18 protein-coding genes, 1 pseudogene and 1 other annotated feature are annotated in these 20072 nt (G+C 38.1%); of the genes and pseudogenes, 4 read left to right on the top strand and 15 right to left on the bottom strand.

Annotation, left to right across the window (positions count from 1 at the left end; translation table 11 throughout):
- Positions 1–126 precede the first annotated feature (126 nt).
- From BABA_RS26140 to BABA_RS17970, 11 genes and pseudogenes are all read right to left on the bottom strand, one after another.
- On the bottom strand, positions 127–918 hold the full coding sequence (locus BABA_RS26140; protein WP_007086640.1) for a hypothetical protein: 792 nt from the start codon (positions 916–918) through the stop codon (positions 127–129).
- A complete protein-coding gene (locus BABA_RS26145) occupies positions 915–1775 on the bottom strand; it encodes a PilN domain-containing protein (RefSeq protein WP_007086641.1) in 861 nt (286 codons plus the stop codon). Before BABA_RS26145 ends, BABA_RS26140 begins: the two co-directional genes overlap by 4 nt.
- Positions 1775–2770, bottom strand: coding sequence for a type IV pilus biogenesis protein PilM (pilM, locus tag BABA_RS17935; protein ID WP_007086642.1), 996 nt, complete (start codon positions 2768–2770; stop codon positions 1775–1777). Before pilM ends, BABA_RS26145 begins: the two co-directional genes overlap by 1 nt.
- Before the next feature lie 16 nt (positions 2771–2786).
- Positions 2787–3290: a prepilin peptidase gene (locus BABA_RS17940; RefSeq protein WP_338040026.1), complete on the bottom strand. Its 504-nt coding sequence runs from the start codon at positions 3288–3290 to the stop codon at positions 2787–2789.
- Positions 3291–3293: 3 nt separating this feature from the next.
- Positions 3294–3542, bottom strand: a pseudogene (locus BABA_RS28420) (prepilin peptidase); the annotation flags it as partial.
- 1 nt (position 3543) lies between these two features.
- The gene (locus BABA_RS28390) at positions 3544–4050 is read right to left on the bottom strand and encodes a type II secretion system protein (protein WP_007086644.1); all 507 of its coding nucleotides are present in this window, start codon (positions 4048–4050) and stop codon (positions 3544–3546) included.
- Between the two features lie 136 nt (positions 4051–4186).
- Complete coding sequence (locus tag BABA_RS17950) at positions 4187–5404, bottom strand: type II secretion system F family protein (protein ID WP_007086645.1); 1218 nt, start codon at positions 5402–5404, stop codon at positions 4187–4189.
- Complete coding sequence (locus BABA_RS17955; RefSeq protein WP_007086646.1) at positions 5397–6446, bottom strand: type IV pilus twitching motility protein PilT; 1050 nt, start codon at positions 6444–6446, stop codon at positions 5397–5399. Before BABA_RS17955 ends, BABA_RS17950 begins: the two co-directional genes overlap by 8 nt.
- 12 nt (positions 6447–6458) lie before the next feature.
- On the bottom strand, positions 6459–8120 hold the full coding sequence (locus tag BABA_RS17960; RefSeq protein ID WP_007086647.1) for a GspE/PulE family protein: 1662 nt from the start codon (positions 8118–8120) through the stop codon (positions 6459–6461).
- 15 nt (positions 8121–8135) lie between these two features.
- Positions 8136–9428: a G5 domain-containing protein gene (locus BABA_RS17965; protein WP_007086648.1), complete on the bottom strand. Its 1293-nt coding sequence runs from the start codon at positions 9426–9428 to the stop codon at positions 8136–8138.
- A 24-nt stretch (positions 9429–9452) separates the two neighbouring features.
- Positions 9453–10238 carry a hypothetical protein gene (locus tag BABA_RS17970; protein ID WP_007086649.1) on the bottom strand — a complete coding sequence of 262 codons (786 nt, stop codon included), beginning with the start codon at positions 10236–10238 and terminating at the stop codon, positions 9453–9455.
- A 160-nt stretch (positions 10239–10398) separates the two neighbouring features.
- Between BABA_RS17970 and BABA_RS26150 the strand changes: the two genes are divergently transcribed.
- The 3 genes from BABA_RS26150 to BABA_RS17985 are packed head-to-tail and all read left to right on the top strand — an operon-like array spanning position 10399 to position 12309.
- Positions 10399–10848: a type IV pilus modification PilV family protein gene (locus tag BABA_RS26150; protein ID WP_007086650.1), complete on the top strand. Its 450-nt coding sequence runs from the start codon at positions 10399–10401 to the stop codon at positions 10846–10848.
- Between the two features lie 9 nt (positions 10849–10857).
- Positions 10858–11280, top strand: a complete 423-nt coding sequence (locus BABA_RS17980) for a prepilin-type N-terminal cleavage/methylation domain-containing protein (RefSeq protein WP_007086651.1) — start codon at positions 10858–10860, stop codon at positions 11278–11280.
- A gap of 21 nt (positions 11281–11301) precedes the next feature.
- Positions 11302–12309 (top strand): type IV pilus modification PilV family protein, encoded by a 1008-nt coding sequence (locus BABA_RS17985; protein WP_007086652.1) that lies wholly within the window; start codon positions 11302–11304, stop codon positions 12307–12309.
- Positions 12310–12345: 36 nt separating this feature from the next.
- On the opposite strand, the gene BABA_RS17990 is transcribed toward BABA_RS17985, so the two are convergent.
- The 3 genes from BABA_RS17990 to BABA_RS18000 all read right to left on the bottom strand — a co-directional run bounded on the left by BABA_RS17990 (position 12346) and on the right by BABA_RS18000 (position 18279).
- A complete protein-coding gene (locus tag BABA_RS17990) occupies positions 12346–14064 on the bottom strand; it encodes a sensor domain-containing diguanylate cyclase (protein WP_007086653.1) in 1719 nt (572 codons plus the stop codon).
- Positions 14065–14136: 72 nt separating this feature from the next.
- Positions 14137–15459, bottom strand: coding sequence for a bifunctional folylpolyglutamate synthase/dihydrofolate synthase (locus BABA_RS17995; RefSeq protein WP_007086654.1), 1323 nt, complete (start codon positions 15457–15459; stop codon positions 14137–14139).
- A 177-nt stretch (positions 15460–15636) separates the two neighbouring features.
- Positions 15637–18279, bottom strand: coding sequence for a valine--tRNA ligase (locus BABA_RS18000; RefSeq protein ID WP_007086655.1), 2643 nt, complete (start codon positions 18277–18279; stop codon positions 15637–15639).
- Between the two features lie 42 nt (positions 18280–18321).
- Positions 18322–18557 (bottom strand) — a binding site (T-box leader).
- Between the two features lie 157 nt (positions 18558–18714).
- On the opposite strand from BABA_RS18000, the gene BABA_RS18010 reads away from it, so the two are divergent.
- Positions 18715–18906 carry a hypothetical protein gene (locus BABA_RS18010; RefSeq protein ID WP_007086657.1) on the top strand — a complete coding sequence of 64 codons (192 nt, stop codon included), beginning with the start codon at positions 18715–18717 and terminating at the stop codon, positions 18904–18906.
- 20 nt (positions 18907–18926) lie between these two features.
- Here the strand turns inward: BABA_RS18010 and ysxE are convergent, their stop codons facing one another.
- The gene (gene ysxE, locus BABA_RS18015; RefSeq protein ID WP_007086658.1) at positions 18927–19964 is read right to left on the bottom strand and encodes a spore coat protein YsxE; all 1038 of its coding nucleotides are present in this window, start codon (positions 19962–19964) and stop codon (positions 18927–18929) included.
- Between the last annotated feature and the right edge of the window lie 108 nt (positions 19965–20072).

Here is a 20072-nt window from a genome sequence, read left to right on the forward strand (position 1 = left end):
GTACTCCTCTCTCTTCCCATGAGTAATGGTTTCATCCTATCATAAAGGCAAAAAAAAATAACAAGACATTTGTCGTCTTGTTATTGTAGACTTTCGTCAAATTATTTGATTATTCGCGGTTGTTAGCTAAGGCTGTGTTTGTGCCGTTGCCGGAAATTGGCTTAGTGGATTATCTTTACCGGCTGGTGCAGGCGCATCGATTTTTGGCAGCTCTGCCGCCAGGTCAGTTAAACTAGGCATGTAAAATGCAGAAATTGTCAGACTGTAGGTTAATGGCTGATCTTCTTGGTCTAAACTTGTTATCTCTTGCCCGCCTGAATAACTAATCGATTCTACTACAGCAATCCGCTTTAAAGATTCTAATGTTTCAATGAACTTTTCAAAATCCTTATAAGTAGGTGATTCAACACTCAACGAAACGGTCAATTTTTTAAGGGCAACTGTTTGAGCCGATTGCTGTCCAGCTTCATCCTGATTTGTCGTACCTTGATTCGGAGCAGTTTGATTAGCCGCAGCTTGATCCCCTGCTGTTTGTTGACCATTCGTATTGTCAGCATTTGTTTGATCAGCTGCTGTATTGACATCAGCATCTTTTGTATAGCCCATCGAACTAATCTTACTATTCGATAGAGTTTCTGCCTTTTCTAGGTCTAAAATTAATTGTTCCTGTAGAGGCTTTACCGGCAAAATCTTTTGTAATTCACGAGTATCTTCGGCTGTTTTTTTAGAATCAGCAGCCTTTTTTTGACTAACAATATCCAATAGCTTTTGTTCGGTAGTTAATTCTTTTTGCTTCAAACCTAAGTCTGATTTCAAAGGTGACAAGGAAAAGAACTGAGCATAAACGATGAGTAACACTAACAAAAGAGCGCCGACTCCAAGAATAAGCGAATCTCTTTTTGAGAAACGAAGCTTCATGAACCCTTCACCCCTTTCTCATCCTTCTTGCCCATTTGGATATTTTCTTTAGCAAAATCTTTATTCAGCTTTATTTCAAATTGTCCTGTATAGCGCGGAAGAATATTTGTATTCTTCTTCACAGTAGTGCTCGAAGTTGTTGTTGTCGTACTTGTATTGTTTACCGTATTAGTATTTGTCGCAGGATTAACAGAATTGTTTTGGCCAGTTGTTACTCCAGCTGCAGTATTCGTTTGATTTCCAGCATCAACAGTTGCTCCATTAGTATCTTGACCAGTGGTGCTTTGATTTGAATTAGTTGTTTCCGTTTGATTTGTAGTGTTTGTTGTACCAGTAGTATTTGTCTGAGTAGTGGTGGCTACTGTTACGTCGGCAGGGTCTGCCGCAGCAGCTAATGAACTCAAACTGACATCTTCAATCCACTCAGATTCATTAAGATTTTCTAAAAAATAGGCAGCCTCTCTGGCACTATCAAACTGAACGGATAACGTAATCGTACCTTCCTCTGTATAGCCAAAGCTCTGAATAAATCCACGTTCTGGCAGTAGAGAAGTAAGCTGGCGCATAACGGGAATCGTTTGAATCGGGTATTCATTCGCCCATTCAATCGCATTTTTTAATTGACTTACTGAGTTGCTTGAATCAACAGTTTGACTATTCTGCTCTTCTTTTTGAGCAATCTTTTTGGTCATCGCAATTTGTCTGTCTAGTGAAGCGACTTCACTTTTCGTAGCATTGATTTGCCAAAGATAATAGGCACCAACAAGAATCATAACTACTACTATACTAGACAAGGAAATAATAAAACTAAGTTTCTTCGGTTTCTTCTGGGGCAGCAAGTTAATTTCAACTAACATTATTGCACCCCTTTTAACGCAAGACCTAAAGGAAGTAATTGACTAATAGGCGTTCTATCAATCTTTCCTTTATACTCTACCTCAAGTGATATCACATCGACTGGAATTTCAAAGCGCTCTTTCATTTCATCGTAGATGGCTTTAAGCATTGGATGATCACCGTTTAATAGAAACTTAGTAATATCATGTTTTTCATTTGTAAGTGTATAGCGATAAAAGTCAATTAACTTATTGATTTCTCTGAATATATCCTCAAACTGGATCACAAGCTCATCCATATCGCCTATATATTTGTAAACAATTGAACCAATTAAATCTGTTTTTATATCCCAGAGATCCATGTTAAATGGTAAAGCAAATTGACGCATGACTAACGGAACATTTTCTTCAAAAATACTTAGATTCACACTTGTCAGGTCAAACTGGACAGAAAATAGGACTTCTTTTTCACTGGCATGATCCAGCTGATAATACAAACGGTATATGGCAAGTGGTGAAATATCAGCTGCTAGCGGGTTAAGCTTTAGCTTGGAGAGTAAGTTTGCATATTCCATTACATTTTGCTCGGGTGCAGCAAATATGAGAAGTTCTCTTGTTTTCCCGTCATTTGCCAATGGATAAAAATCAAATACCGGCTCTTCAAATGGTAAATGGATACTGGAACCGAGCTCTAAATAGAGGTATCCTTGCATTTCATCATCCTGAATCTCCGCAGGAACAGAAACTTTCCGGATAATGACAAGCTGATCCGGTACAATAAAACGAACTTGTCGTCTCTGAATCTTCCATTCGTCGATACACTCTTCTAAGATATTTGCCAACGAGTCGATATCAGTAATTTTCCCATCACTAATAACACCAGGTGGAAGAAAGCGTTCGCTCCATCTCTGAGCAGACGGAGGATTCACTTGTTTTAACTCCAGCAGACGAATGGAATGGTCATTTAAAACCAGGTTAATTATTCTGTTTTTAGGAGTAAAAAGGGAAAAAGCCATATAATAAACCCCTTAGTTAAAATCCTTGATTAAGGAAATGTATATAAAATGTAATTATTTCCGATCCCCAAAAATACGCTGTCAACGTTCCAGCCGCAATAAACGGGCCAAATGGAATTGGCTGCCGCCTTTTAACAATTTTAAAAAGTAATGCCAAGCCGCCAATAACGGCACCGAATAATGTCGAAAGAAAGAAGGACAATAGGACTATTTTCACTCCTAAGACTAAGCCAAGTAATGCGTAAAGTTTCACATCACCAAAACCCATACCGCCCTTGCTGACAACCGCGATGATGAGTAGAAGAGCGAAACCTGTTACGGCCCCAAGGAGGCTGTCCCACCATGGGTTTAACGGCCAAATAATCCGTTCCAATAAAAAAATCCCTGCAAACCAAATCAGAATTTTATCAGGGATGATCATATAGTTAATATCTGAAACAACGATAATCATAAACATTGAGATTAGCGTAAGTGCAACCACTAATTCTGTAGACCACCCAACAACTAATGGTGCTGTCATAAACAATAAGCCAGTAAGTAGTTCAAAAGTAGGATAGATAGGAGAAATCCGCGACTTGCAGCCGCGGCATTTTCCCCTTTGTAAAATATAGGAAACCACGGGTATTAGTTCAAAAGGTTTTAATTGATGCCCACAAGTTGTACAAGTTGATCGTGGGACGACAATCGATTTTTTTAAAGGAACCCGAAGTCCAATAACATTATAGAAAGATCCTAATATTATACCGTAAAGTAAAAGAATAAGTACTATCATTTTATGGAAGTTTTATATCATCTCTAACTAGTTCAGATGCGTCTTTGACTATATCTTTATCACTAACCTTTTTTGTAGCAGCATTTAGGTATGGGACTTCACCTGTTCCTGGACTAAGTTGTTGTAATGTAACAACATATTTAATTTTATTTCCATCATTACTATCTTTATAAACGTTAACTAGTGTGGTGTCAGGATTATATCCTTTTTTATTTGGATCCTTTAAATCCTCTATATAATCATGTTCGACCAAATATTTCAAAGTTATTACATTCGCCGTTGTACTTGTTGTAATTTCCTTTTTCTCATCGGCAATTACTAACCTTGCAGAATTGGCAAGTTGTTGCGCATTTGCAACTTGTGCATCTTGTTTTGTATGGTTAATTATACCTAAAATAGATGGTACTGCAATAGCTGCAAGAATTCCTAAAATAACGATTACTGCAAGTAATTCAATTAATGTAAAACCCTTTTGATTATTTAACTTCTTTTTTAACTTTTGAATCATTCATTTCATCTCCCTTTATGGTTCTATGAACCTAGTAATATTGTCTCTTGTATTATACATTATATGACAGAGCAGTGAAAAGAGAATCTTTTGGTATTTTGTCTCTTTTTCGTAATATATTTGTTTTCTTGTCTTTTTATTGATTCATCTGTTGGAATTGGTCGAACATGCTAAACATCGGAACAATGATGGAAGTCACTATTGTGCCGACTAAACCGGCTAAAACTACGATCATGATTGGTTCAATTAACGATTTCAACCTGTCTGTCCCTGTTTCCACCTCTTTTTCATAGAATTCAGCAATTTTTGACAGCATGGCATCCAGTGCACCTGTCTCTTCTCCAATTGATATCATCTGAGTGACAAGTGGAGGAAATGCCCAGTGTTCTTTCATTGGTTCAGTCATCGAGCGGCCTTTTTCAAGTGAATCACGTGACTCACGTATTACCTTTGCAAGCACTTCATTTTCAACGACCTTTTCAACAATTGACATCGCTTGTAGAATGGGAACTGAGCTGGAGAATAAAGAGCTGAGCGTCCTCATCATCCGGGCAAGCGCTGCTTTTTGTAACATATTCCCGAATATTGGCATTTTCAAGGAGAAGTAATCTAAATAGTATTTGGTTTTACTATTTTTTTTAAGATACGCAATTAAAAATACGAATGCAAAAATTATTGTTACAACAATCCACCAAAATGACTGCATAAAATCACTTGCTGCAATAACAAACCTTGTAATTGCAGGCAACTCCCCACCCATATCTGCAAACATGGAAACGAATGTTGGTACTATTGTAACAAGTAAAAAGATGACAACCGCAATAGCGATAAACCCAACAACTGCAGGATAGGAAAGTGCAGAAACGATTTTCTGCCTTGTATAGTGTTGCTTTTCAAAATGCTCTGCCAAACGATCAAGTGTCTCATCTAAATTTCCGCTGACTTCCCCTGCTTTAACAAGGTTTACAAACATTTGATTGAAAATTTTCTTGTGTTTAGCAACGGCCTCTGAAAGCGGATTACCTTCTCTTAATTCCTGTTCCACATCAAGCAAAGCCTTCTTTAAGGCCTTACTTTCGGTTTGAACAGCTAAAATTCCGCTAGCATCAACAACTGTTACCCCAGCTTTGATTAACGTCGAAAACTGCCGCAAATAAATGACGAAATGCTGCAGCTTTACTGGTGTTCCAAGTGTTAGATCCTTTGTTAATAAAGTCTCTGGAACTTCGGTTATTTCTATAACCCTAATTCCATCTTCTTTCAACTTTTCCATTGCTTCCCGCTTCGATCCGGCATTAACGGTGCCCTGCCGTTTACCTTTTCGATCACGACCAGAATATTTAAATCTAGCCATTCATCATCATCTTTTCATGCAAATACTGAGAGGCCGCTTCCTTTTGAATAAGGTTGCGGTCAAGCATGTCTCTGATACTCATTTCTAACGTATGCATTCCCTGGGCACGGGATGTTTGCATCGTACTTTGAATTTGATGGATTTTTTCATTTCGTATAAGGTTCGCTATTGCTGCGTTATTAACCAAAATTTCAGTAGCTGCTTTTCGACCCTTTTTATCAGTAGTCGGAAATAAGCGTTGGGAAATTACACCAACTAAGACAGAAGCTAATTGAATACGAATTTGCGGCTGCTGACCAGACGGAAACACATCAATGATTCGGTTTATTGTCGTCGGTGCGCTTGATGTATGAAGCGTTCCTAACACAAGGTGTCCTGTTTCCGCTGCTGTTATTGCGATCGACATCGTCTCTAAGTCACGCATCTCCCCTACAAGAATAACATCGGGATCCTGACGAAGAGCAGCTTTTAATCCGCTTGCATAGTTATTAGTATCAAAGCCAACCTCACGCTGATCAATAATGGAGGTTCCATGTTTATGAAGATATTCAATAGGGTCTTCTAGGGTAATGATATGCTTTCGCATCGTTCGATTCATATAATCAATCATCGAAGCCAGTGTCGTTGATTTTCCGCTTCCGGTTGGCCCGGTTACAAGAATTAGCCCCTGAGGCTTCTCGACAAGCTTTGAAATGATAGGTGGTAAATCTAATTCTTCTATCGTCGGTGTTTTTGATGCAACAGTCCTTAACGCAATCGAAACACTTTTCCGTTGATGGTAGGCATTCACACGAAAACGTGATATTCCAGGTACCCCATAGGAAAAATCAAGCTCACCTTTAGTTTTAAATAACTCCCATAAATCCTCAGGAATGATTGCCTTAGCCATCCCCTCGGTATCGTCCGGCATAATTTTATCAGTTCCGTACCTTCTAAGGTCGCCATTTATCCGCATAACAGGAGGAACCCCAACAGTTAAATGAACATCAGATGCTTTATATTCAATAGCGGCACGTAATATTGAGTCAATTTTTTCTTTCATCTTCACGTACTCCTACTCCAGAATTGCTACCTTTAATACCTCTTCGGTTGTCGTTATACCTTGTTTTACTTTTAATAACCCATCATCAAGTAAAAAGATTGTTTTATTTTTTGTGGCCAATTCTTTCATCTTCTGAAAAGATTCACCATTCATCATCGCTCTGCTCATTTCTTCATTTATGACCAACACCTCATGAAGAGCAACCCTTCCTTTATACCCTGTCATGTTGCAAGAGGAACAGCCTTTTCCCCGAGATATTTTTTCAATTTTCATTCCTCTTTTTTCAAAAATCTCAATTTCCCGCTTCGACGGTTCCTGAATTTCAGTACAATCACGGCACACCTTACGAACAAGTCTCTGTGAGACAATTCCGCTTAAAGATGATGCTAGTAAAAACGGTTCAACTCCCATATCAATCAGCCTTGTGACAGTACCGATTGAATCATTGGTGTGTAATGTGCTTAATACCAAATGTCCAGTTAAGGAGGCACGAATCGCCACCTCTGCTGTTTCCTTATCACGGATTTCCCCCACCATGATAATGTTTGGATCTTGACGGAGAATCGATCTTAATCCAGCAGCAAAAGTCATGCCAACATTCGTATTCACCTGAATTTGATTAATCCCTTCCAATTGATATTCAACTGGATCCTCAATGGTAATAATATTAACTGCTTCACTGTTTAGCCTATTGAGTGCTGCATATAGGGTCGAGGACTTCCCCGATCCTGTAGGTCCAGTGATTAGAACAATGCCTGTCGGCTTCTCAATCATCTCATTGAACCGCTTCATATTAAGGGAGTTAAATCCAAGTTTACCTAAATCATTTAAGGTTGACCCCATGTCTAAGAGACGCATGACGATTTTCTCGCCGTAAACCGTCGGCAGTGTAGAAACACGTAAATCGACTGGGTAAAAATCAAGATGGATCTTAATTCGTCCATCCTGCGGAATCCTGTGTTCGGTAATATCCAGATTGGACATAATTTTTATTCTAGCCGTTAATACACTTTGCATATTACGCGGAAGAACTTTTTCATTACGCAAAACCCCATCTATTCGGTATCGAACAATCACCTTCGTTTCCTGTGGGTCAATATGAATATCACTGGCTCTTTGAATGACAGCATTACTCAAAATTTGATTTACTAGGCGAACAATAGGTGAGTTTAGATCTGTGACGTCATCATTTCGTTCCCTGTTATTTAGTGGGAGTTCATCTAGCAATTCATCAAGTCCGTCATCGACATCATAATATTTATTTATGGTTCGAATGATATCGTCCTTTGTTGCAATGGCTGGTTCAATTTGGAAGCCCGTTGACAAACGGAGATCATCGATGACAATAAAATCCATGGGATTCGCCATGGCAACAAAAAGCTTATTCCCTTCCCTTTTTAACGGGATAATTAAATTCCTTTGTGCTGCTTCTTTTGTGATTAGCGAAAAAAGATTCGTATCAAATGGGTACTGAAATAGACCGACATGCGGAATACCTAATTGATATTCAAGTACTTCTACCAATTGTTGCTCGGTTAAATAGCCCCTTTGAAGTAGGGCATCTCCAAGTTTTTGGCCAGGATCTTTTTCATCTAAAGTAGATTGAAGCTGGTCAGGCGTAATTAATCCTTCCTCTACTAACAAATCACCAAGTTTCTTTCTTGTTTGCCTCATTTACCATCCCTGCTTTTATTTTGGTTGTTCATTTGGCTTACCCCATAGGTCGCTTTCTTTTGAATCTTGTTGTTCCCCTTCAGTCGGTGGCGGTGTTGTTTGATTGTTGTTTATAGTACCCGATTGATCAGTAGTTTGGGTCGTTGTTTGCTGATTTCCCGCTAGCCCATGAAGCTCCACTTGAAATACCGGTGGATAATAATCCTCTGAAATCAACTCACTTTTGATTAACTGGCTGTCCTGGACTGTTTCTCTGTACATCTTTACAATTTGTCCCTCAGTTCCCATCGTTTCGATCTTTGTCTTTCCTGGAAGCAGCAATGGACTATATTGGATTATTGTCTTCGGCTTTAATTTCTGTTCATCTTTCGAGGTAATCTTATAATCATAGAGAAACTTTTCACCTTTTAATGTTACCTTTAATCGATTGTTTTCTAGCTTTAGCTCTAAAACATACTTAACTTTATTTGGATTGGCTATTACTAAATCTACATTTTTCTTCTGATTTACTTTTGCTTCATAGCCCAACTTTGCATACTCTGGAAGGCTGCCCCCAATGTTTCTCTCCACGATTGAAAAATTCGAGGGTAAAATGGCTTGATAAATTCCCGTTGCAATTAAATTAAGTGCATCGACATTTCCAAACTTTTGTTCTTTAGCAAACTCCAGTAATGAAAAGGTTGATTTTTCTGGAATTTCAATGGAAGCTTTTTTATCAATAACACTTTGTAAATCAAAAGGTACATCTTTCATTTCAACAATTGCTTCATTCAGGACAACATCCTTTTTAATATTTGCAGCTAATAAATAATCATTGAAAAGATTAAAGGATTGTGTGCCTGCTTTAAATAGAGATGCTGTTTCATTTAAATTTTTCATGAGCTTGTCCAAGTCAAGATCACTGCTTTTGATTTGCGGAAAAAGAATCTGTACTTGTTCTTCTACTTGTATTTGGTCAACTGTAATAAAGGCTGGATTATTTTCCCCATCCTTGCTTGAACTCACTGTTTGCTGTGCATCTAAATGGAATTGATTTGAATCAAATGGAGCAGTTTTTTCTCCATATTGCAATTGTATAGAGAAACCTTTTAGCCAATCCACGTATTTTTCTTCCAACAGACTTTTTGCTTCATCTTCTGTCTTTCCCGAAACATCTAATGAGCCAATGGTGGTACCAGCGGAAAATTCTCCATTGACATTTGTTACCTTTTCAAAAGCTTTAGCCCCATAATGGGAGAAACTAAAAATAAATGCTGTACTGAAGAACAATACAACAAACAATTTAATCATTTGCTGATTTTTGCCCAAACTGCTTGCCTCCCTTGGAACAAGTTACTTTTGTAAACTTACTTTTTCCTTTATTTCCATTTTATCTTTATTTACATTGTTGCCTGCAGCAACTTCTTTTTTTGCAAGAAGAAAATCGAACAGGGAATCATCCAAGGGTTCTTCCACATCCCCGTTTTGTTCTGTCTTCTTCTTCTTTTCTAAGATGATTAGTGAAAGATCATCGTTTTCATCACGTCTATCTTGTACAATTTCAGATTCAAATTCTATTAAACTTTCAATATCCGATAAATAGCCGTTTTCTACCTCTGTATCCTCCGTATATTCGTTAACTGCTAATTCAATATTTCTTTCCAATAAAAAGGATTCCTCGTCATCTATAGTTTTCGATTCACTATCTGTTATCTCTTCAATATCAGACAATTGTGAAGCACTTAGCTCACTAACTGAATCTTTCTCTAAAATAGGAAAAGAGGAATTGAGTAAAGTACTTTCTTCGTCAATTTGCATCAAACCATCTTCTTTAGTCTTTTCTTCTTGTTGATCATCTACCACTTTGTCATATACTTCCTCAATTATAGGATTTTCTTTTATTAAAAAAGTGCCTAAACGGTTGTTCATAAAGTAGGATGTAAAAAAAATAAGTCCAAAAAGCATTAAAGCAGTTTGCCACAATGGAAATGTGGATGCTGCGGCAAGTCCACCCAGTGATAAGACAAAGCTAGTTAATACGACAAAAAACTTCCCCTTTAAAGTGTATCCTAGAGGTAAAAAAGATATGATTAGCATAAGTACAACCATAGAACCTATGGCCCATATAATCGTTTGCATTCGTTCACTTCCTTTTCATTAAGTCTTTTATACTATCAAACAACATTTTCTTTCAAAGTATTTTAATTTTTGGTGATTTCTTCAAAAATTAGACAAAATTCGCCTACTAATTATTGTATAATACTCTTAAGTATTTTAAAAGAAGAGGCGGAGAATTTTTATGAAGGAAAATTTCCAAAGCCAAAAAGGACTTACTTTAGTAGAGATCCTTGTTTCAATAGTATTATTGGGAATTATTTTAACATCATTTATGGGCTTTTTTACCCAGTCTGCATTATTTACCAAAAAAAATGAGAATAAACTAGGCACAATGCAAACTGCACAAAAATATATCAGTTTAATTGAGGAAGTATCAAAAGAGGAATTAAGCAATTACTCTTTAACAAAAGATCTCACAAAAAAGGTAATTTTAGATAGTAAAGATAAAATAGATGCATTAATCTTGCCCGATGAACCAATAAAAAGTTCCTATAATATTCAGGCGGAATTTACAACAAAAGATACTGACAGTACTATTCCAGATAATTTAATCAAGATCAAACTTATTATCAAAGATCCTAATGATGTTAATAATATGTCAATAACCTACACTTATATTTCAAGAAAGTGAGCTATATTCATGAAAAGCGAAAAAGGGATAACGTTAATTGAATTATTAGCAACTTTATCTATTCTCTTGATTATTTCTTCTCTACTCTATGGCGTTTTAATTGGGGTAAAAAAAACCCAAGAAAATATATCAAATAAAAATTCTTTAAATCAAGAAGCAAACCTCATATTTTCAACTATAAAACGTTATCATCAAAAGGAAAATAAATATGAAATTTCATACAATAATGGATCATACTTTATTAGTTCACCTACGGCATCTGATCAATTAGGGAATATTTTGATTTACCTTAAAATTGGGGAAGTAGAACTTTCTGATACGTCTAAAAAAATTGAGATTATAACCTCAAACCCAGGATTCAAATCAATAAACGTAACAATCCAATTAAAAGGTCAAAAAGATAAAATCGATACAATTATTAAAAGATACTAGAAAAAAAGGGGGCAAAGGTATATGAAAAGCGAAAAAGGTTACACTTTAATTTTAGTTATGATTATCATAGCGGTTACAATGGTTCTAGCTATGGCACTAAGCGCTGCAGCTATTACCACGACTAAACAGTTCAATAAAACTGATAACCGCAATAAAGCAACAGATTTAGCTGAAATGGGTGTTACTCATTATGTAACATTAGGTAAAAGTCTGATTGAACCCGCAAAAGCTAATGCTATTAAATATAAAACCAATTTTTGTACTGAATTTACTAATGAACTGAAAAAGAATAATGGAGAAAAGAAAGTAGAGGATAAAAATAAATATGTATTAAATTTGGACACTAGCTCTGGTAAAACAACAACTTGTGTAGATGATAGTAAACTAAGTTCAATAAAGATTGTTTTTAGTAGTAAAGGTATTACTGGCATCAACGAAGAAGTTGAACTAGAAGGAAGTTTTAATATTAATAAAAATGGTGGAAGTGTGGTTTTTCCTGATCTTCCTAATCGAATTCCTCCTCAAGTACCAAATGGTTATATTACTGGAGTAGAAAATAAACCTTATTCTTCTTCCGATAAAGTATTTTTTCAGGATTATCAAGCAAATAAGGATAAAATTAATGAGGTAAACATAGGGGGTGGGGTAAAGAAAGTTACCATTAAAAATATTGCCTGGTTTGATTCAATCAAGGATAATGGTAATAGGTATATATATATTCAGAATTGGGCCATTTTCAGTAGTATAAATGCCATAGCGATAAACGGGGCAAAGTCAGAAATCGTCGTAGATGGAAATGCAATTTTCTTTGGACCTAAGCCAACTAAGCCTTCCTCAAGTGCAAGGAAAGATGTTTGTGTTACAGGAACAGCTTATTATAAAGCCAATAAGGATGCACCACTGGAAGTATTCACAAACTTTACTGATTACTTTAATGAAAAAGCTACTTGCGTTAAATCTCCAACCACTACCGGAAATAACAACTGGTTGTTTGATGACAAAGAAGACGTAAAGGTTATATACAAATAGAAAAAATGGCTGGTTCATCGGAACCAGTCATTTTTCCTATTTAGAATACGCCGCCACCCGATTCCTCCCAGCCCGCTTCGCCCCAACATACAATGCCCGGTCAGCATGCCGAATCAACGCCAATGCATCCTCCGCATCTTCTGGAGCAGTAGCAACCCCAATTGAGGCTGTAATCATTACCTTCTGTTGTGATTTTACAAGATCCATTGATTGTTGAAGGGTAAATGGCCAATTAGAAATCATTTGTCGTATTTGTTCCGCCATTTGAAAGGCATCTTCTTTCGATAAATCCGATAAAAGCACCACAAATTCTTCGCCGCCATACCGCGCCACCGTTCCACGGCCACCTACAAGTTTAGTCAGTCTGCTAGCTAGTTCACGAAGGATTTCATTCCCACTTTGGTGACCATAGGTGTCATTTATTTGTTTAAAATGATCAATATCTAGTAGGACTAAGGACAGTGCTTGACGCTCGAACTTCGCTAATTTTTCAAACTCCTCGGTCAATATCGCTTCAAAATATCGATAATTATAAAGGTTTGTTAAGGCACAGTGCTCACTTTGCTTTTTTGTTTGTAGGTAGTTGTTGGCGTTTTCAATCGCCACTGCAAAATGCGAACAAAGAATATCAATGATCATAAGTTGGGATTTTTCATAGGCGCGTTTTCGCTTCGAGGCAAGGATTAATACCCCGATTACTTTATTGCTTCTTACAATTGGCACCCCTAGTATACTTTCCACATCATTTGGAATCGTACCCATATCAAATCCTTGCCAATCTTTACTTTTGTTAAATAAAAACGATTTTTGTTTCTCCCACACCATGCCACATATCCCTTCGTTCTTTTTCAAAGATATGATGGCGTTTGGCATAACCTCTCCCGCTTCAATCCTACGAGACATCGTAAGTTCATCGTCTTTCACTTCAAGGATGTAGGCATAATCAACGGGAAGCATTTCACTGAGCTTCTGAATAAACAAATCTAGAACATCATTTACACATAGACGCTCGGCCATTTGATGACCGATTTCCGATGCTTTTTGTAAATACGCATTTATTTTTTCACTAGAATAATAGAGATTAAAGATAATCGATAGACTGACAAAGGGAATTCCCACAAACAAGAGAGCTAAAAGGCCAACCTGATTATAAAGTATGTACAAAACAAAGCCAATTGGAAGTGTGATTAACGTTGTAATTGTCTCGACGATAAAGTCCTTCCCAAAATAGGATTCTTTGATTTTATAAATAAAATAAAGATTGAAAGAAATAATAATTTGATTCAACAAATAGTAAACGAGCACATATATAACGGCAAGCCATAATGAATGGGTATCGTGGGCTAGGTGGGAACCTGTCTGCCCGCCAAGAAAGTCATAAATAATGCCGCTGATAAAAGAAACTAGAAAGAACATATTTAAATTTAGCGGCAGCCGGAACCATTCTTCTTTTCGGAGAATTCTTAACCTAAATAGCAACACAACAACAGCGATCTGTGCAAAGATGATTTCGGCAAATAAGCCAAAGCGTAAAAAAGTGGCGAGTGCCACCCATTGGATTAAGAAAATAAATGTATTATTAATCACAATCGGCATGGAGGCTACGATTGAGGTTAATAGTAAAAATGCCAAAAGATCGATCCATTTCCCAGAGATATTAGGGGGATACGTGTTAAAAGTAAACCATAATCCTGCTGGTACCATTAAGAACCATACAAGAAATATTGCTTGTTTCATTGGCAGTTTTACATTCATCACTATACCCCTCCCCCGTTAAAAACATTGAATTCAAGATAACATTATTTTACCATTTATAAAGGTATTTTGTCATAAGGAAAAGGTTTTATTTTTCAGATATTTACATAAATGTGGTTTGGCTTCCGAAATAAAATAGAGAGAACCCGTTACTACTAACATCTGGCTTACATCCAAGTTTTTTATTTCTTCTAATAGATAGGATTGCCAATGGTCGACCGCCAGTTTGTTATTAGACTGGCTTATGTTTAACAATTGTTCCGCTTTTGCCGCACGTGGAAAATCAAAGCTGACAAAAGAGATTTGGTTTGCAATTTTATCGAGCTTTCCTATCATTTCATCAAGCTTTTTATCTGCTAATGCCGCAAAGACAATTTGGATATTTCGGTCGGCGAACCTGGTTGATAATTCATGTGTTAATGCCGTTATGCCTTCTTCATTATGGGCGCCATCAATAATCACTAGCGGATTTTCCGAGAGAACCTCAAATCTTCCGGGCCAATAGGCTTGCTTTAAACCAGATTGAATGGATTGCTCCGTGATATTGAAAAAGCCTTTCTCATTCAAATATTGAGCTGCGAGTACAGCCAGTGACGCATTTTCAGTTTGATGCTGACCTATCATACTGATCTCTAGCTGTTTAAGTGGGTGCGGCAGAGTTTCTATTGTGAACCGCTCTCCTCTAGTTAGTGAGTTGTGTCCACTTATTGTAAATTCATGGTTTAATCTTGCAATTGGTGCAGACTTTTTATCCGCCTGTTCCTCAATTACCTTTAGTGCCCCAGAATGTTTGACCGCTGTAAAAATAGGTGTTTTCTCTTTAATAATACCTGCCTTTTCAAAGGCGATTTCCTCATAGGTGTTGCCGAGGATATTGGTGTGGTCAAGACCAATATTCGTAATGATAGAGGCTAATGGTTGAATAATATTGGTTGAATCAAAGCGGCCGCCAAGACCTACTTCAAAAATGACAATGTCAGGCTTTCTTATATTTGCAAAATAATAGAAGGCCATTGCGGTAATGACTTCAAACTCGGTTGGTCCCCCGAGCTCGGTTTCCTCTAATTTATCTGCGAGCGGACGAATAACATTTGCCAGCTGTAATAGTTCATCATCCGTAATCGGCTTACCGTTAATACTAATTCGCTCGTTAAACTGTTCTATATATGGTGAAGTAAACGTTCCGACTGTATATCCCCCTGCTTGGAGGATAGAGCGCAAAAAAGTGACAGTTGAGCCTTTACCATTCGTTCCTCCAATATGGACTGCTTTGATTTTGTTTTCGGGATTGTCGAGCTTATCCATCATCCATTCCATTCGTTTTAAACCAGGTTTAATTCCCAGCCTTAGCCCTGCATGGATCCAATCTAGGGCTTCTTTATATGTAGTAAACATTTTTCGTAACACCCCTTTTGTTTGATTCGCCGATATATTTCAAAATCCACTGATAAATTATGCAGATTCGCTGATAAATTGCTAACCTTAGTAAAATGCGACAAGGCAATCAGAATTTTTCCTTGTATTTTAAAAGACGAGACGAATCCATCACTGGATCCGTCTCTTTCCTGCTTATTATCCTCTTAATTCTTTAATTCGAGCCTCAACGATGCTTCTCTTTTCAAGATAGTCCTGCTCTTTCGCACGTTCCTCAGCAACTACGCTGTCAGGTGCTTTTTTCATGAAGCCTTCATTGCTTAATTTCTTTTGAACCCGATCTACTTCTTTATTTAATTTATCATATTCTTTTTCAAGACGAGCAATTTCTTCATCGATGTTGATTAAGCCTTCAAGCGGCAGAATGATCTCTAAGCCTGTGACAACAGCGGTCATTGCTTTTTCAGGTGCCTCGATATCAACACCCATTTGCAATTCTTCTGGATTACAGAAGCGTTCAATATAGCTGCGGTTGTTCTCAATCGCTTTTAGAACCGCTTCATCCTTTGCCTTTACAAGCATTTTGATTTTCTTGCTCATTGGCGTATTTACCTCAGCACGGATATTCCGTACCGAGCGAATCATTTCCATGAGAAGCTTCATATCCTGAGCTGCTTGGTCGTCGGATAGTTCTGGATTTACCACTGGCCATGCTGAGGTCGTAATCGATTCACCTTCGTGAGGAAGGTTCTGCCAAATTTCCTCGGTAATGAAAGGCATGAACGGATGCAGCAAACGCATCGTGTTATCTAAAACATAGGCAAGAATGGAACGAGTCGTCTTCTTCGCTGCTTCATCTTCACCATAAAGCGGCAGCTTCGCCATTTCGATATACCAGTCACAGAAGTCATCCCATATAAAGTTGTATAAAGCACGGCCAACTTCACCGAATTCATAACGCTCGGAAAGTTTTGTTACGTGCTCGATTGTTTCATTTAAGCGAGTTAATATCCATTTATCAGCAACCGATTTTTCACCGCTAAAATCAATTTCTTCATACGTCATGCCATCCATGTTCATTAATGCGAAGCGGGAAGCATTCCAAATTTTATTGGCGAAGTTCCAGGTTGATTCTACTTTTTCAAAACTAAAGCGTAAATCCTGACCTGGCGAGCTTCCTGTTGATAGGAAGTATCTTAGGGCATCGGCACCATATTTTTCGATAACATCCATTGGGTCAACACCGTTGCCAAGTGATTTACTCATCTTACGTCCCTGTTCGTCACGAACGAGACCGTGGATGAGAACATCTTTGAATGGACGGTCGCCGGTAAACTCGATACTTTGGAAAATCATCCGTGATACCCAGAAAAAGATAATGTCGTAGCCTGTTACAAGGGCATCGGTTGGGAAATAACGTTTGAAATCAGCCGCTTCTTCGTTTGGCCAGCCCATTGTTGAGAAAGGCCATAGTGCTGAGCTGAACCATGTATCTAAAACATCATTATCTTGGTTCCAATTCTCTTCATCTGCCGGTGCCTCAAGACCAACATACACTTCACCCGTTTCCTTGTGGTACCAAGCCGGAATCCGGTGACCCCACCAAAGCTGTCTTGAAATACACCAGTCACGGATATTCTCCATCCAGCGTAGATATGTTTTTTCAAAACGGTCTGGAACAAAGTTTACTTTATTTTCTTTGTCTTGCAAGGCAATCGCTTCGTCTGCAAGTGGCTGCATTTTTACAAACCATTGAGTTGAAAGGTATGGCTCAACAACGGCACCACTGCGTTCAGAGTGTCCAACGGAATGAAGGTGATCTTCAATTTTGAACAGAACGCCTAGTTCTTGAAGATCTTTGACGATTTGCTTACGGCATACGAACCGGTCTTGGCCTTGGTATTTACCAGCCTTTTCATTCATTGTACCGTCTTCATTCATTACTAGGACACGCTCTAGATTGTGGCGGTTCCCGACTTCAAAGTCATTCGGATCATGAGCAGGAGTTATTTTTACAACTCCAGTTCCAAACTCCATATCAACATAATCATCACCCACGATTGGGATTTCTCGACCCACAATCGGGAGGGTAACCGTTTTTCCAATTAAATGTTTGTAACGGTCATCTTCTGGATGTACTGCAATAGCCGTATCACCAAGCATGGTTTCTGGACGAGTAGTTGCTATTTGAATATGACCAGATCCATCAGATAATGGATAATTCATATGATAAAATGCACCTTGAACATCCTTGTAAATTACTTCGATATCGGATAAAGCTGTTTTTGTCGACGGATCCCAGTTTATAATATACTCCCCGCGGTAGATAAGGCCTTTTTTATAAAGGGTAACGAATACTTCCTTAACAGCATCTGATAAGCCTTCGTCAAGGGTAAAACGCTCACGGCTGTAATCAAGACCGAGGCCTAACTTTGACCATTGCTGGCGGATGTGGGAAGCATATTCTTCCTTCCACTTCCATGTTTCCTCAACAAATTTCTCACGGCCTAAATCGTAACGGCTTTTACCTTCGTTACGAAGTTTTTCTTCAACCTTTGCCTGTGTGGCAATTCCGGCGTGATCCATTCCTGGCAGCCAAAGTACATCAAATCCCTGCATTCTTTTCATACGTGTAAGAATATCTTGTAAAGTTGTATCCCATGCATGACCTAAATGCAGTTTCCCCGTAACATTTGGCGGTGGGATTACGATTGTGTATGGCTGCTTTCCTTCATCATCTTTTGCCTCGAAAAACTTACCCTGTAACCACCAATCATAACGACCCTTTTCAATCGATTGCGGATCGTATTTAGTTGGCATGGTTATTTCTTTTGTTTCCATTTAAAATTCCTCCTTATAAAAACATAAAAACCCCATTCGTCATAAAAGGACGAATGGAGTTTGCTTCGCGGTACCACCTTTTTTCCAATCCCAAAACAGGATTGGCTCTTAAATAAGATAACGGATTTGATCCGTCCTCGACTACTGGGGCTCTTGGCCTTTTCGCGGAAGAAGCTCATGGGCGACATTCTGATGTTCCTCTTAGGAAATCTTTCAGCTAATGATTTCCCTCTCTTGAAGCAGGATGGCATCGTACTCTTCCCAGTCTTTGCTTTAGTTTTTAAATTATATAGTTATACTACCCAAAAAAGGGGACTGACGTCAATCAGGATAGCCAAATTATTTATATTTTATACTATATGCATATTTTCGAGGAACAAACTGGGTGTTTTGAATATACTGAAGTAAATGTCATATTTTTAGGGGGAGGGCACAGTGAAGAGAAATTTTAATAACTACAAACACCGTCCCTGGTTTAGAACGTTTCGGAGGTTCTGCGGACAATTAATTGTTCCGTTTGTGATTTTTCAATTCATTCGAACGATGTTTTTACCAACTGTCTTTGATGTGTTATTGTTATCGTTTTTTATCGTAATCGCGATTTCAATCTATTTTGATATTATGTAAGGAGCCCATTTTGCAGGTGACTACTGCGGCTGGGCTCCTTCTTTTGGTTGCTTATGCTGGTTTTCAATTTCCGTCATCCGCATCACGATATACTCGGAATTTTTTAAATGCCAGTATCGATGCTGCAGCTGACGCACAAATTTCATTTCATTCTTACGCCCCTGTTTGCGGTAATAGCTTTCTGCCACTTGCATGATGGGGATTGGCAGCGCTAAATAGCTGTTGAATAATAACTTCTCATCGTCTTTAAAGGGAAAGTATTTAAAATAATGATATACCCAGTCAAGGGCGGTATCATTTCGTTTTGGGCTGGTATTTAAGGCACGCGATAAATAGGGCAGGAGATCATGAATCGGCGAGCCGTACCGGGCATTTTCAAAATTAATGAAAAAACCGTAGCCCCTGTCATCGTAGAGAAAATGCTCTGATGACAATTTCCCATGGGTAATGACCATCCGCGCTTTATCATTTTCTTTTGTGTTCTCGTACCATTCCTCAAATTTTGATTTTGAAAAGCGCAATGCCTGACTTATTTCGTTGTAATATAAACAATATAGCAATTCAAACGGGGACATATACGTCCTTTTCTCGCATTCATCCATGAAGCCATCAAGAAATTCCTGATGTTTTTCGAGCTGTTGGATAGTCTTTTCATAATGTTCTGTGCGTTCTTCCTTGTTGATCGAGATTTCTTTAGCCGATAAGGTATGGAGCCTTGCTAATTCTCGAAAAAGCTGCTGGCTCTTGTGCTCCCGATCTTCCTTTTGATCGTTCGACATCCATGGCATGAGGTAATATAGATTATTTTCATGTAAAACGGCATACCTGCCGTCCATGGTTGGATAAATTGGGACAATCCGGTTAAATCCTTTTTGGTATAAAAGGTGGACATGGCGGATAAAATCCGTCCCGATAGTGGGTGGAATTTTTTTTAAAGCAAAGGTTCCTTTGTTTGAGTAAATCTTTTGGACAATGCCGTAATCCTCAACAAAATAAGGCTCGACAAGATAATTTTTTAAAATGGGTGAAACAATTTCTAACCGATTAGAGTCACTCATGTGATTTCAACTCTCTTTCCAAGCAGAGGGGAATAAGAAAAGCGCAAGCACCCTGTTCAGCGGCGTATGGCCTGGAGCGCTCCAACTGAGATAAAGGAAACACGAAGA

This window comes from Neobacillus bataviensis LMG 21833, from assembly GCF_000307875.1.
GTDB lineage: Bacteria > Bacillota > Bacilli > Bacillales > Cytobacillaceae > Neobacillus > Neobacillus bataviensis.